The organism is Modestobacter versicolor (assembly GCF_041028285.1).
GTDB classification, from domain to species: domain Bacteria; phylum Actinomycetota; class Actinomycetes; order Mycobacteriales; family Geodermatophilaceae; genus Modestobacter; species Modestobacter versicolor_A.
The window spans coordinates 83,352-96,091 of the sequence record NZ_JABGDB010000004.1 but is presented as its reverse complement, the minus strand read 5'-3'; the positions used below and the strand labels follow the sequence as shown (position 1 = coordinate 96,091).

The 12,740-nt window shown below is 75.1% G+C and carries 12 protein-coding genes; 8 read left to right on the top strand and 4 right to left on the bottom strand.

All coding sequences use genetic code 11. The annotated features are described in order from the left end of the window. The first annotated feature begins 85 nt into the window (after nucleotides 1–85). Nucleotides 86–2,269 (top strand): NAD-dependent DNA ligase LigA, encoded by a 2,184-nt coding sequence (ligA, locus tag HL054_RS14910; protein ID WP_369139791.1) that lies wholly within the window; start codon nucleotides 86–88, stop codon nucleotides 2,267–2,269. Nucleotides 2,270–2,330: 61 nt separating this feature from the next. On the opposite strand, the gene HL054_RS14905 is transcribed toward ligA, so the two are convergent. After that, on the bottom strand, nucleotides 2,331–2,993 hold the full coding sequence (locus HL054_RS14905; protein ID WP_369139790.1) for an ACT domain-containing protein: 663 nt from the start codon (nucleotides 2,991–2,993) through the stop codon (nucleotides 2,331–2,333). Nucleotides 2,994–3,175: 182 nt separating this feature from the next. Here HL054_RS14905 and gatC point away from each other — a divergent pair, with 182 nt between their 5' ends. Genes gatC through HL054_RS14880 form a run of 5 tightly spaced genes read left to right on the top strand, consistent with a single transcriptional unit; the run spans nucleotide 3,176 to nucleotide 7,270 of the window. Beyond that, on the top strand, nucleotides 3,176–3,475 hold the full coding sequence (gatC, locus tag HL054_RS14900) for an Asp-tRNA(Asn)/Glu-tRNA(Gln) amidotransferase subunit GatC (RefSeq protein WP_369139789.1): 300 nt from the start codon (nucleotides 3,176–3,178) through the stop codon (nucleotides 3,473–3,475). After that, the gene (gene gatA, locus HL054_RS14895) at nucleotides 3,472–5,004 is read left to right on the top strand and encodes an Asp-tRNA(Asn)/Glu-tRNA(Gln) amidotransferase subunit GatA (RefSeq protein WP_369139788.1); all 1,533 of its coding nucleotides are present in this window, start codon (nucleotides 3,472–3,474) and stop codon (nucleotides 5,002–5,004) included. The genes gatC and gatA overlap by 4 nt, the downstream gene beginning before the upstream one ends. Further along, nucleotides 5,001–5,204 carry a hypothetical protein gene (locus HL054_RS14890; RefSeq protein ID WP_369139787.1) on the top strand — a complete coding sequence of 68 codons (204 nt, stop codon included), beginning with the start codon at nucleotides 5,001–5,003 and terminating at the stop codon, nucleotides 5,202–5,204. Before gatA ends, HL054_RS14890 begins: the two co-directional genes overlap by 4 nt. Beyond that, a complete protein-coding gene (gene gatB / locus HL054_RS14885) occupies nucleotides 5,201–6,718 on the top strand; it encodes an Asp-tRNA(Asn)/Glu-tRNA(Gln) amidotransferase subunit GatB (RefSeq protein ID WP_440347945.1) in 1,518 nt (505 codons plus the stop codon). Before HL054_RS14890 ends, gatB begins: the two co-directional genes overlap by 4 nt. A gap of 9 nt (nucleotides 6,719–6,727) precedes the next feature. After that, nucleotides 6,728–7,270 (top strand): GNAT family N-acetyltransferase, encoded by a 543-nt coding sequence (locus tag HL054_RS14880; protein WP_369139786.1) that lies wholly within the window; start codon nucleotides 6,728–6,730, stop codon nucleotides 7,268–7,270. Nucleotides 7,271–7,273: 3 nt separating this feature from the next. On the opposite strand, the gene HL054_RS14875 is transcribed toward HL054_RS14880, so the two are convergent. Further along, nucleotides 7,274–8,419, bottom strand: a complete 1,146-nt coding sequence (locus HL054_RS14875) for a PQQ-dependent sugar dehydrogenase (protein ID WP_369139785.1) — start codon at nucleotides 8,417–8,419, stop codon at nucleotides 7,274–7,276. 84 nt (nucleotides 8,420–8,503) lie between these two features. On the opposite strand from HL054_RS14875, the gene HL054_RS14870 reads away from it, so the two are divergent. After that, the gene (locus HL054_RS14870; RefSeq protein ID WP_369139784.1) at nucleotides 8,504–9,463 is read left to right on the top strand and encodes a 2-hydroxyacid dehydrogenase; all 960 of its coding nucleotides are present in this window, start codon (nucleotides 8,504–8,506) and stop codon (nucleotides 9,461–9,463) included. 32 nt (nucleotides 9,464–9,495) lie between these two features. On the opposite strand, the gene HL054_RS14865 is transcribed toward HL054_RS14870, so the two are convergent. Beyond that, nucleotides 9,496–9,858, bottom strand: coding sequence for a PH domain-containing protein (locus tag HL054_RS14865; protein WP_369139783.1), 363 nt, complete (start codon nucleotides 9,856–9,858; stop codon nucleotides 9,496–9,498). 44 nt (nucleotides 9,859–9,902) lie between these two features. Further along, nucleotides 9,903–10,730 carry a helix-turn-helix transcriptional regulator gene (locus HL054_RS14860; RefSeq protein ID WP_369139782.1) on the bottom strand — a complete coding sequence of 276 codons (828 nt, stop codon included), beginning with the start codon at nucleotides 10,728–10,730 and terminating at the stop codon, nucleotides 9,903–9,905. Between the two features lie 270 nt (nucleotides 10,731–11,000). Between HL054_RS14860 and ilvD the strand changes: the two genes are divergently transcribed. Beyond that, nucleotides 11,001–12,710: a dihydroxy-acid dehydratase gene (gene ilvD / locus HL054_RS14855; protein WP_369139781.1), complete on the top strand. Its 1,710-nt coding sequence runs from the start codon at nucleotides 11,001–11,003 to the stop codon at nucleotides 12,708–12,710. Nucleotides 12,711–12,740: the final 30 nt, after the last annotated feature.

Below are 12,740 nucleotides of genomic sequence, written 5' to 3'. Positions count from 1 at the left end.
CTGACCGACGCCGGCGTGCCACCCCGGAGGGGGACGGCGTCCGCATGCCGGTTTCCCGTCGGCACCGGCGGTTACGGTCTGCAGCGTGAGCACCGAGGCAGAGGTGGAGCAGGAAGCGGTCGACGGGCCGGGCCAGCCGGCGGTCGAGGCCGCGGTCGACCGGGAGGACCTCACGGAGGTCCCCGACGACGCGCGCACCCGGCACCGGGACCTGTCCGAGGAGCTCGACCGCTACGCCTTCGCCTACTACGTCCAGGACGCCCCGCTGGTCAGCGACGGGCAGTACGACGAGCTGATGGGCGAGCTCGAGCAGCTCGAGGCCGCGCACCCCGCGCTGGTCACCCCCGAGTCGCCCAGCCAGAAGGTCAACGGCGGCTTCGGCGCCACCTTCGCCCCGGTCACCCACCCGGAGCGGATGCAGAGCCTGGACAACGCCTTCTCCTCCGACGAGCTCTCCGCCTGGGCCGCCCGCGCCGAGCGCGACGGGGCCGCCGGCGCCGGCTACCTCTGCGAGCTCAAGGTCGACGGCCTGGCCATCGACCTGGTCTACGAGAAGGGCCGGCTGGTCGGCGCCGCCACCCGCGGCGACGGGGTCACCGGTGAGGACGTCACCGCCAACGTGCGCACCCTGGCGGTCGTCCCGCAGCAGCTCGCCGGCGACGACGTCCCGGAGTTCCTCGAGGTCCGCGGCGAGGTCTACTTCCCGGTCGCCGCCTTCGCCGACGTCAACGCCGGGCTCGTGGAGGCCGGCAAGGCCCCCTTCGCCAACCCGCGCAACGCCGCCGCCGGCTCGCTGCGCCAGAAGGACGCGCGGGAGACCGCCAAGCGCCCGCTCAGCATGGTCGTGCACGGCATCGGCGCCCGGCGCGGCTTCGAGCCGCAGCGCCAGTCCGACGCCTACGAGCAGCTCGCCGCCTGGGGCCTCCCGGTCAGCTCGCGCTACGAGGTCGTCGACGACCTCGAGGGCGTCTGGGCCTACATCGAGCGGTACCGCGAGCAGCGGCACTCCGTCGAGCACGAGATCGACGGCGTCGTCGTCAAGGTCGACCAGGTCTCCCTGCAGCGCCGGCTCGGCTCGACCAGCCGCGCCCCCCGCTGGGCCATCGCCTTCAAGTACCCCCCGGAGGAGGCGACCACCACGCTCCTGGACATCCGGGTGAACGTCGGCCGCACCGGCCGGGTCACGCCCTTCGCCTACATGGAGCCGGTCAAGGTCGCCGGCTCCACCGTCCAGCTGGCCACCCTGCACAACGCCAGCGAGGTCAAGCGCAAGGGCGTGCTGATCGGCGACACCGTCGTCATCCGCAAGGCCGGCGACGTCATCCCCGAGGTCCTCGGCCCGGTCGCCGCGGCCCGCACCGGCGACGAGCGCGAGTTCGTGATGCCCACGCACTGCCCCGAGTGCGGCACCGAGCTGCGGCCGGAGAAGGAGGGCGACGCCGACATCCGCTGCCCGAACGCCCGGTCCTGCCCCGCCCAGCTCCGCGAGCGCGTCTTCCACGTCGCCGGCCGCGGCGCCTTCGACATCGAGGTGCTCGGCTACGAGGCCGCCGTCGCGCTGCTGCAGAGCTCGCTGCTCACCGACGAGGGCGACGTCTTCTCCCTCGACGAGGAGGCCCTGCGCCGCACCGACTTCTTCACCAAGAAGGACGGCACCCTCTCGGCGAACGGCCAGAAGCTGCTCGCCAACCTGCAGACGCGCAAGGACGTCCCGCTGTGGCGGGTCCTCGTCGCGCTGTCCATCCGGCACGTCGGCCCCACCGCCGCGCAGGCCCTGGCCCGGGAGTTCCGCTCCCTCGACCGGCTCCAGGAGGCCGGCGAGGACGAGCTCGCCGCGGCCGAGGGCGTCGGGCCCACCATCGCCGCCGCCGTCCGCGACTGGTTCGCCGTCGACTGGCACCGCGACGTCGTCGCGAAGTGGCGGGCCGCCGGCGTCCGGATGGCCGACCCCGAGTCCGACGACGGCCCCGGCCCGCTCACCGGCGTCACCGTGGTCGTCACCGGGTCGCTGCGCGACCACAGCCGGGACACCGCCATCGCCGCCATCCAGGAGCGCGGCGGCAAGGTGACCGGCTCGGTGTCGAAGAAGACCGGCTTCGTCGTCGTCGGCGCCGACCCCGGCAGCAAGTACGACAAGGCCGTCGCGGTCAAGGCCCCGGTCCTGGACGACGACGGCTTCGCGGTGCTGTTGGAGCAGGGCCCGGACGCCGCCCGCGCGGTCGCCACCATCGGCGACGGCACCCAGGCCGCGGAGGCCACCGGAGCGTGACGGCCCCGCTGCAGGGGCCCGCCGCGAGCGCGCGAGCGGTGGGGGGCAGCGGGGTCCTTCGTCAGGCCGGGGGCAGCCGCGCCACGGTCGCGGCCAGGCCGGTCAGGTGGGCCAGCCGCAGCAGCTCCGAGCGGCGGAACGCCGGCCCGCCGGAGCGGCCGAGCAGCACCGCGGTGCCCTCGGGGTCCAGCGGCGCGGCCATCATCTCCACCGCCATCTCCTGCCACCGCCGGGGCACCCACTCGGCGTCGCTGGGCAGCAGCAGCGGCGACCGCAGCGGCAGCCAGGGCAGCGCCACGCCCTCCAGCGCCGGGGCCGCGTCGGAGGCGGCGAGCAGCGTCGCGTCGTCCCCGCTGCCGGCCAGCACCACGGCCCAGCCGCTGCGGAAGACCCGCGGCAGCTCGGCGGCCAGCACCTTCGCGGTGCCCGAGCCCGCCGGGGCCAGCGCCTCGAGCAGGTCGAGCTCGCGGTGGGTGTCCATCGGGCCGGCGAACGGCCGCAGCGACTCGACCTGGACGCCGGGGACGGCGGTGGCGGCGGTGATCAGGCTGTCGGCGACCCGGTCGGCGGGCAGCTCGACGACGATGTCGTCGACCGCCACCCCGTTGCCGCGTTCCAGCACGTCGATGGAGACGATGTCGATGCCGGCGGTGCCCAGAGCGGTCGCGACCGCGCCGAGGATGCCGGGCCGGTCGGGGACGACCAGCCGCAAGAGGTAGGACACGGATCCCTCCGGTGCCGTGCTGCGCGGCCGATCGACGTCGATCGTGAACGCCGCAACCCTCTCGCATCGCGGCCCCGGGATCCACCCCGGCTCGCGATCGGGGCCGCAGCCGCCCCCACGTACAGTGGCAGGGTCCTGGAGCGATACGGAAGAGGGTCCTGACCCAGCATGGACGGCAGAGCATGAGCAGCATCTCCCGGGACGACGTGGCGCACCTCGCCCGGCTGTCCCGCCTCGCGGTGACCGACGAGGAACTCGACCAGTTCGCCGGCCAGCTCGACCAGGTGCTCGCCGCGGTGGCCCGGGTCGGTGAGGCCGCCGTCGTCGACGTCCCGCCGATGTCGCACGCCGTGCCGCTGACCAACGTGCTGCGCGCCGACGTGGTCACCCCCAGCCTGCCGCGCGACGCGGTGCTGGCCGGTGCGCCCGCCGCCGAGGACGACCGCTTCCGCGTCCCGCGCATCCTCCAGGAGGAGGCGTGACCACCAGCCGCACCGACCTGACCACGGTCGACGTCGCCGAGCTGTCCCGGCTGCTGACCACCGGCGAGGTGAGCGCCGCCGAGGTGACCCGGGCGCACCTGGACCGGATCTCCGCCGCCGACGACCGGCTCGGCGCCTACCTGCACGTCGAGCACGACTCCGCGCTCGCCGCCGCCACCGCGGTCGACGAGGCCCGCTCCGGCGGCGCCGACCTCGGCCCGCTGGCCGGCGTGCCGGTTGCGCTCAAGGACCTCGTCGTCACCGAGGGCGTGCCCACCACCAGCGGCTCGAAGATCCTCGAGGGCTGGCTGCCGCCCTACAGCGCCACCATCGCCACCCGGCTCGCCGACGCCGGCACGGTGATGCTCGGCAAGACCAACATGGACGAGTTCGCGATGGGCTCCTCCACCGAGAACTCCGCCTACCAGGTGAGCCGCAACCCCTGGGACCTCGACCGGATCCCCGGCGGCTCCTCGGGCGGCTCGAGCGCCGCGGTCGCCGGGCACCTCGCCCCGTGGGCGATCGGCACCGACACCGGCGGCTCCATCCGGCAGCCCGCCGCGGTCACCGGCCTGGTCGGGCACAAGCCCACCTACGGCTCGGTCTCCCGCTACGGCCTCATCGCGTTCTCCTCGAGCCTGGACCAGGCCGGTCCGATGGCCCGCACCGTGCTGGACGCCGCCCTGATGCACGAGGTGATCGGCGGGTACGACCCGCGCGACTCCACCAGCATCGACGCCCCGCTGGCCGGTCTGGCCGACGCCGCCCGCAGCGGTGCGGACGGCGACCTGCGCGGCCTCCGCGTCGGCGTCGTCCGGGAGCTCGGCGGGGACGGCCACACCGACGGCTACGACCCCGGCGTGCTGGCCCGCACCCACGAGGCGGTCGAGGTGCTCGCCGGCCTGGGCGCCGACGTCGTCGAGGTCTCCTGCCCCTCGTTCGACCTGGCCCTGCCGGCGTACTACCTGATCGCGCCCAGCGAGGCGTCGTCCAACCTGGCCCGCTACGAGGGAGTGCGCTTCGGCCTGCGGGTCGGCGACGACGGCAGCCACGACCTGGACGAGGTCATGGCGCTCACCCGCGAGCAGGGGTTCGGGCCGGAGGTCAAGCGCCGGATCATCCTCGGCACCTACGCGCTGTCCAGCGGCTACTACGAGGCCTACTACGGGCAGGCGCAGAAGGTCCGCACGCTGATCACCCGCGAGTTCACCGCGGGCTTCGCCGACGTCGACGTGCTGGTCAGCCCCACCATGCCGACCGTCGCGTTCCCGCTCGGCGCCCGCGTCGACGACCCGATCGCGATGTACGCCGCCGACCTCTGCACGCTGCCGGCGAGCCTCGCCGGGCTGCCGGCCATCTCGGTGCCCAGCGGGCTCTCCGAGGGCCTCCCCGTCGGCCTGCAGATCATGGCGCCGGCGCTGGCCGACGACCGGTGCTACCGGGTCGCCGCCGCGCTGGAGGCCGCGCAGGACGCCGCCCGCGGGCACCGGCTGCTCGACGAGCTCCCCGCCCTGGCCGGTGCCGCGTGAGCGGCGCCCTCAAGGCGGCCTGGGCGCTGACCGTCTTCGTCGTCGTCGTCGGGATCGTCGGCTGGGCCGCCAGCGGCCGGCCCGTCTTCGCCGTCTTCATCGTCCTCGGGGTGCTGACCGGCGGGGCCGCGCTCCTCGCCTTCCGCACCCCGCCGGCCACCGGCCGGGCCACCCCGTCCTCCCCTGAGGAGCGCAAGTGACGACCGCCGTGACCGCTGGCGACCGACTGGTCGACTACGACGAGCTGCTGACCCGGTACGAGCCGGTCATCGGCCTCGAGACGCACGTCGAGCTGGGCACCGCCTCGAAGATGTTCTGCGGCTGCGCGACCACCTTCGGCGCCGAGCCCAACACCCACACCTGCCCGGTGTGCCTGGGCATGCCCGGCTCGCTGCCGGTGGCCAACGCCGCCGCCGTCGAGGCCACCATCCAGATCGGCCTGGCGCTGGGCTGCTCGATCGCCCCGTGGTCGCGGTTCGCCCGGAAGAACTACTTCTACCCCGACATCCCCAAGGGCTTCCAGACCAGCCAGTACGACGAGCCGCTGTGCGTCGACGGCCACCTCGAGGTCGAGGTGGACGGCCGGACGTACCGCGTCGAGATCGAGCGGGTGCACCTCGAGGAGGACACCGGCAAGAACCTGCACGTCGGCGGCGCCACCGGCCGGATCCACGGCGCCGACCACTCGCTGGTCGACTTCAACCGGGCCGGCATCCCGCTGGTCGAGATCGTCACCCGCCCGGTCCCCGGCGCCGGTGCGCTGGCCCCCGAGGTCGCCCGCGCCTACGTCACCGAGCTCCGCGAGATCGTCCAGGCCCTCGGCGCCTCCGACGTCCGGATGGAGCAGGGCAGCCTGCGCTGCGACGTGAACATCTCGCTCAACCCCGTCGGCGCGACCGAGCTGGGCACCCGCACCGAGACCAAGAACGTCAACTCGCTGCGGTCGGTGGAGCGCGCCGTGCGCTTCGAGATGCGCCGGCAGGCGGCCGTCCTGGACGACGGAGGCCGCGTCGTCCAGGAGACCCGGCACTTCCACGAGGACACCGGCAGCACCTCCTCCGGGCGGAGCAAGGAGGAGGCGACCGACTACCGGTACTTCCCCGAGCCCGACCTGGTGCCGCTGGCCCCGGACGCCGCGTGGATCGAGCAGCTGCGGGCCGCCCTGCCGGAGCTGCCCGCCGCCCGCCGCACCCGGCTGCAGCAGGAGTGGGGCATCTCCGGTACCGAGATGACGTGGCTGGCCAACGCCGGTGCGCTCGGCCTGGTCGAGCAGACCGTCGCCGCCGGGGCCGACCCGGGCGACGCCCGCAAGTGGTGGCTGGGCGACCTCGCCCGCCGCGCGAACGAGGCCGGCACCGAGCTCGGCGAGCTGGCCGTCACCCCGGCCGACGTCGCCGAGCTGACCGGCCTGGTCAAGGCCGGCACCATCAACGACAAGCTGGCCCGGCAGGTGCTCGACGGCGTGCTGGCCGGTCAGGGCAGCCCGGCGCAGGTCGTCGAGGCGCAGGGCCTTGCCGTGCTGGGGGAGAGCGACGAGCTCGTCGCCGCCGTCGAGGCCGCGATCGCCGGGGCGCCCGACGTGGTGGCCAAGGTGCAGTCGGGCAAGGTGCAGGCGCTGGGCGCGCTCGTCGGGGCGGTCATGAAGACCACCCGCGGGAAGGCCGATGCGGCCACCGTGAAGCGGATGCTCGAGGAGCGGGTGCTCAGCTCCTAGCCTGACCGCGTGGACCTGCTGGAGGTGGAGCTCCGCCCGCTGCGGCGGGCGGACCTCCCGCTGGTCGGCCGGTGGCTGGCCGAGCCGCTGGTGGCCCGGTGGTGGCACCACGACAGCTCGCCCGAGGCGGTCGAGCGCGACTTCGGCCCCAGCCTGGACGGCGACGACCCGACCGCCCTGTACCTGGGGGTGCACGACGGCCGGCCGTTCGGGCTGGTCCAGGTCTACCGGATCGAGGACTACCCGGAGTACGTCGCGGAGCTGGCGCCGGTGTGCCCGGTGCCGCCGGGGTCGTTGAGCATCGACTACCTGGTCGGCGAGCCGTCGGCCCGCGGCCGGGGGCTCGGGACGGCGCTGATCGCGGCGGCGGTGGCCCGCGGGTTCGCCGACCACCCGGACGCCGCCGACGTGCTCGTGCCGGTCGCGCTGGGCAACGAGGCCTCCTGGCGGGCCCTGGTCCGGGCCGGGGCGACCTGGTACGCCGCGGGCGAGCTGGAGCCGGACAACCCGGTCGACCCGCCCGACCACGTCGTCCACCGGTTCACCCGGTAGGCGTCAGAGCGGGGAGTCCGAGCCCGACGCCGGGGGGACGACCCGCAGCACGCGGTCGTCGTCGGCCTCGGGCGTGCCGATGCCGTCGCGGTTGGACGTGGTGATCCACAGCGCGCCCCGCGGGTCCAGCACGACCGTGCGCAGCCGCCCGTACTCGTCGGCCAGGAACGACTCCGGCTCGCCGACCGGCACGCCCCGGCCGTCGAGCTCCACGACCTGCACCTGCCGGCCGTCCATCGCGCCCAGGAAGACGTACGGGCCCGAGACGGCGCACCCGCCCAGGCCGCCCTCGTCGGCCGGCACCTCCAGCACCGGGTCGGCGCCGTCCGGGCCGACGTCCCCGCCGGTGGTCAGCGCGTCCAGCACGTCCGGGCCGGTCGTGCCCTCGTCGGTGGCGTAGACCTGCTCGGCGCCCTGGCAGAGGGCGGTGACGTCGCGGTGGCCGCGGCTGAACACCGGGGTGTTCCCGACCGGCTGGCCGAACACGTCGACGGCGAGCACCTTGCCCGCCAGCGACGCGGGGTCGGCGGCCAGCGCCGGGTCCCCGGTGTCGCCGGTGCCGACGTAGAGGGTGCCGTCCAGCCCGAACAGCAGGCCGCCGCCGTTGCCCACCTCGCCACGGGGGATCCCGGTGAGCACCGGGTTCGGCGTCCCGCCGAGCGGGAAGCGGACCACCCGGTTGTCGGTGGCGGTGGTGAGGTAGGCGTAGACCAGCTGGTCCTCGGTGAACGTCGGCGACAGCGCCATGCCCAGCAGGCCGCCGTCCCCGGTGGCGTCGACCCCAGGGACCGTCATGACCTCGCGGGCGGGGGAGCGGTCGGGAAAGACCTGCAGCAGCCGGCCGGTGTCGCGCTCCCCGACGACCGCCGTCCCGTCGGGCAGCACCACCAGACCGGTCGGCACCGACAGCCCGGTGGCCACCACGTTCGGGTCGCCGTCCTGCTGGTCGTCCGTGCCGGGGGTGGACGGGTCGGCCGGTGCGGGCACCGGACCGCTCGGCGCCGGCGGGGCGACCTGCGGCGGCTCGCCCTGCGGCACCTCGCGGAACGGGCCGGAGGGCACGTAGCCGCCGCCGCAGCCGGAGAGCAGCAGGCAGCCCAGCGTCACCGCGGCCAGCCGCCGCGCGCCGGGTGCCCTCCGCCGTGCCACGCCCGCAACAGTACGGCGGCCGGCGGAGGGAGCACCGCGGCCCGCGCTGCGCGCCCCCGGGCGCCCGGCCTAGGGTCGGGACCCGTGCCAGACACCCCCGCCGCACCCGTCCTGCCGCTCGGTCCCGACGAGACGCTGCACGTCCTCGTGCCCTCCCGGGCCCTCGCCGAGGCGGTGGAGGCGCTGTCCCCGCGGGTGCGGGCGCACCGCTTCGACCCGGCCGAGGGCGTGCCGACCGGCGAGGCCGCGCAGGCGCAGGTGATGGTGCCGCGCGGCGGCGACGACATCGCGCCCGAGGTGCTCGATGCGCTGCCCCGGCTGCAGCTGGTCCAGCTGCTCAGCGCCGGTGCGGAGAAGTTCACCGGCCGGCTGCCGGACCGGGTCACGCTCTGCAACGCCCGCGGCGCCCACACGCCGGCCACCGCCGAGTGGACGGTGACGGCGATGCTCGCCGCGCAGCGCGGCATCCCGCACTTCACCCGCGAGCAGGACGCCGGCCGGTGGTCGCCGGGCACCGAGCACTCGGTGGTCGGGGCGCGGGTGCTGATGGTCGGCGCCGGTGACATCGGGCGCACCATCGGCCGGATGCTGGGCGGCTTCGACGTGGAGCTCACCTGGGTGGCCCGGACCGCGCGGGAGGGCGTGCACGCCTTCGAGGAGCTGCCGGAGCTGCTGCCGCACGCCGACGTGGTCGTGCTCATCGTGCCGGTCACCCCGCAGACCACCGGCATGGTCGACGCCGCCTTCCTCGCGGCCATGCCGGACGGCGCGCTGCTGGTCAACGCCGCCCGCGGGGTGGTCGTCGACACCGACGCGCTGCTCGCCGAGCTCACCGCCGGCCGGCTGCGCGCCGCCGTCGACGTCACCGAGCCCGAGCCGCTCCCGGAGGGCCACCCGCTGTGGTCGGCGCCCGGGCTGCTGCTCACCCCGCACGTGGCCGGGGCCGTGCCCGACACCAACGCCCGGGCCGCCGCCGCCGTCACCGAGCAGCTGCAGCGGGTGCTGTCCGGCGAACCGCTGCAGAACGTCGTGGCCGAGTACTGACGCCCCCGTCCCGAGGAGGACGGGGTCCTCCGTCAGGGCGCGGGGATGCGGCCGCCGGAGAGGGCGGAGAGGCGGGGGAGGTCCCGGGCACGCAGCACCGGCAGCCGCACCTCGGTGTCGGCGGTGGTGACCAGCCACAGGTCACCCCGCGGGCCGACCCGGATGCCGGCCAGCTCCGGCCAGCCCACCGTGCGCTCGCCGGCCAGCGACCGGACGGTCATCCCGTCGTCGCCGACGTCCACCCCGACCCGGACCACCCAGGCGGCCAGCGTCGCGGGCACGGCCAGCAGCAGGAGCAGCCACGGGGTCGCGGCGGCCAGCGGCAGCACGCAGAAGCAGAGGAAGAGGACGGGGAGCAACGCGGTCCGGCTCATCCGCATCCGAGCGACTGCCACGCAGCGATGGTCCCAGACCCGGCCCGCGCGGCGGCCGGGGACGGTCAGCCGCTGCTCAGCCGGGCCAGCCGGGCAGCGCTCTCGGTGCCGTGCGCCGCGGTGTAGACGACCAGGTGCAGGTCGGGGGAGTCGGACAGGGTGAGCTGGTGGTGCTCCAGCAGCAGGCTGCCCACCCGTGGGTGCTCGAAGCGGCGCTCGCTGGAGCTGAACGAGTCGACGTCGTGGCTGGCCCAGCCGGCGCGGAAGTGCTCGCTGGCCGCCTGCAGCCTGGTGACGAGGTCGACGACGGCCGGGTCGTGCACCCGGTTGCCCACCTCGGCCCGGAACTGGGTGAGGAAGCGCCGGCTGTCGGTGGCCCAGTCGCCGAGCAGACTCCGCACGGCGGGGTCGGTGAACACCACCCACAGCAGGTTCCGCGCCCCTTCCGGCGCCGTGGCCACCCCGGGGTACAGCCGCTCGTAGGCGGCGTTCCAGCCGAGGATCGACCAGCTGTGGGTGGTGACGAACGCGGGGGAGGGGCCGAGGGCGTCCAGCAGCCGCTGGGCGTGCGCCGGCAGTTCCACCGCGTCGGCGTCCGCCGGTGCCCCGGCGCCGTGCCCGGCCAGCCGGAGCACGTACTGGTGCTCGGCCGGCGAGAGCTGCAGCGTGCGGGCGACGGCGTCGACGACCTGCCGGGACGGCGAGATGTCGCGGCCCTGCTCCAGCCACGTGTACCAGGTGTGGCTGACCCCGGCCAGCAGCGCCACCTCTTCCCGCCGCAGGCCCGGTGAGCGCCGGGTGCCGTGCCCGGGGAGGCCGACCGAGCCGGGCTCGACCTGCCGGCGGCGGGAGCGCAGGAAGGCGGCCAGCTCGCTCCGCGCAGAGCTGGTCACGCCGATCCCGCCATGACCGCCAGGGTAGTGGTGCCAGTACCAGCACCGAGCCTCTCCTTGTGCTGCCGACGACCGGCCCGCAGGCTGACCCGGCCGCGCCGCCGCGGTGGAGAGACCGGGGTGCGCCGGGTCCGGAGCAGTCGACCCCCGGCCCACCCTCACCGGCCGGTGCCCCGGCCCGTCACTGATCAGGAGCACGCCATGACGACGACCTCCCCGGCCGCTGGACCCGCGGCGACCACCGCCGCGCCCGGCATACCATCACCGGTCGTGACGACCGTGGAAGACCACCCCACCGAGAACAGCACCGTCGACGTCAAGCCGCGCAGCCGCGAGGTGACCGACGGTGACGCCAAGGCCCCCGCCCGGGCGATGCTGCGGGCCGTCGGCATGGGCGACGACGACTGGGTGAAGCCGCAGATCGGCGTGGCGTCGTCCTGGAACGAGATCACCCCCTGCAACCTCTCCCTCGACCGGCTCGCCAAGCGGGCCAAGGAGGGCGTGCACGCCGCCGGCGGCTACCCGCTGGAGTTCGGCACGATCTCGGTGTCCGACGGCATCTCCATGGGCCACGAGGGCATGCGGGCGTCGCTGGTGTCCCGCGAGGTCATCGCCGACTCGGTCGAGACCGTCATGTTCGCCGAGCGCCTGGACGGGTCGGTGCTGCTGGCCGGCTGCGACAAGTCGCTGCCCGGCATGCTGATGGCCGCTGCCCGGCTGGACCTGGCCAGCGTCTTCGTCTACTCCGGCTCCACGCTGCCGGGGAAGCTCGGCGACAAGGACCTCACGCTGATCGACGTCTTCGAGGGCGTCGGCGCCTGCGCCGCCGGGAAGATCACCCGCGACGAGCTGACCGCCATCGAGAAGGCCGCCTGCCCGGGCATGGGCTCCTGCGGCGGCATGTACACCGCGAACACGATGGCCAGCGTCGCCGAGGCCCTGGGCATGGCGCTGCCGGGCAGCGCCGCGCCGCCGGCACCCGACGCCCGCCGGGACGCCATCGCGATCGCCTCCGGGGAGGCCGTGGTCGAGCTGCTGCGCAAGGGCATCACCGCGCGCCAGATCATGACCAAGGAGGCGTTCGAGAACGCGATCACCGTCGTCATGGCGCTCGGCGGCTCGACCAACGCCGTCCTGCACCTGCTGGCCATCGCGCACGAGGCCGACGTCGACCTCGACCTCGACGACTTCAACCGGATCGGCGACCGCACCCCGCACCTGGCCGACGTCAAGCCCTTCGGCCGCTTCGTGATGACCGACGTCGACCGCGTCGGCGGCGTGCCGGTCGTGCTGCGCGCGCTGCTGGACGCCGGCCTGCTGCACGGCGACGTGCTGACCGTGACCGGCAAGACGATGGCGGAGAACCTGGCCGAGATCTCCCCGCCCGACCTCGACGGCACGATCGTGCACGCCATGAACGACCCGATCCACAAGACCGGCGGGCTGACCATCCTGCGCGGCTCGCTGGCGCCGGAGGGCGCGGTGGTGAAGTCCGCCGGCTTCGACGCCGACGTCTTCGAGGGCACCGCGCGGGTGTTCGACGGCGAGCAGGGCGCGATGGACGCCGTCACCGAGGGCACCCTGCAGGCCGGCGACGTGGTGGTCATCCGCTACGAGGGCCCCAAGGGCGGCCCGGGCATGCGCGAGATGCTCGCCGTCACCGGCGCGATCAAGGGCGCCGGCCTGGGCAAGGACGTGCTGCTGCTGACCGACGGCCGGTTCTCCGGGGGCACCACCGGGCTGTGCGTCGGGCACGTCGCGCCGGAGGCCACCGACGGCGGGCCGATCGCCTTCGTCCGCGACGGCGACCGGATCCGGCTGGACCTGGCGGCCCGCACGATGGACCTGCTGGTGGACGACGACGAGCTGGCCCGCCGGCGCGAGGGCTGGGCGCCCCCGGCCCCCCGCTACACCCGGGGCGTGCTCGGCAAGTACGCCAAGCTGGTCGGCTCCGCGGCCCAGGGGGCCATCACCAACTGACCGCCCCACCCGTCCGGCCCTCGCCCGGAC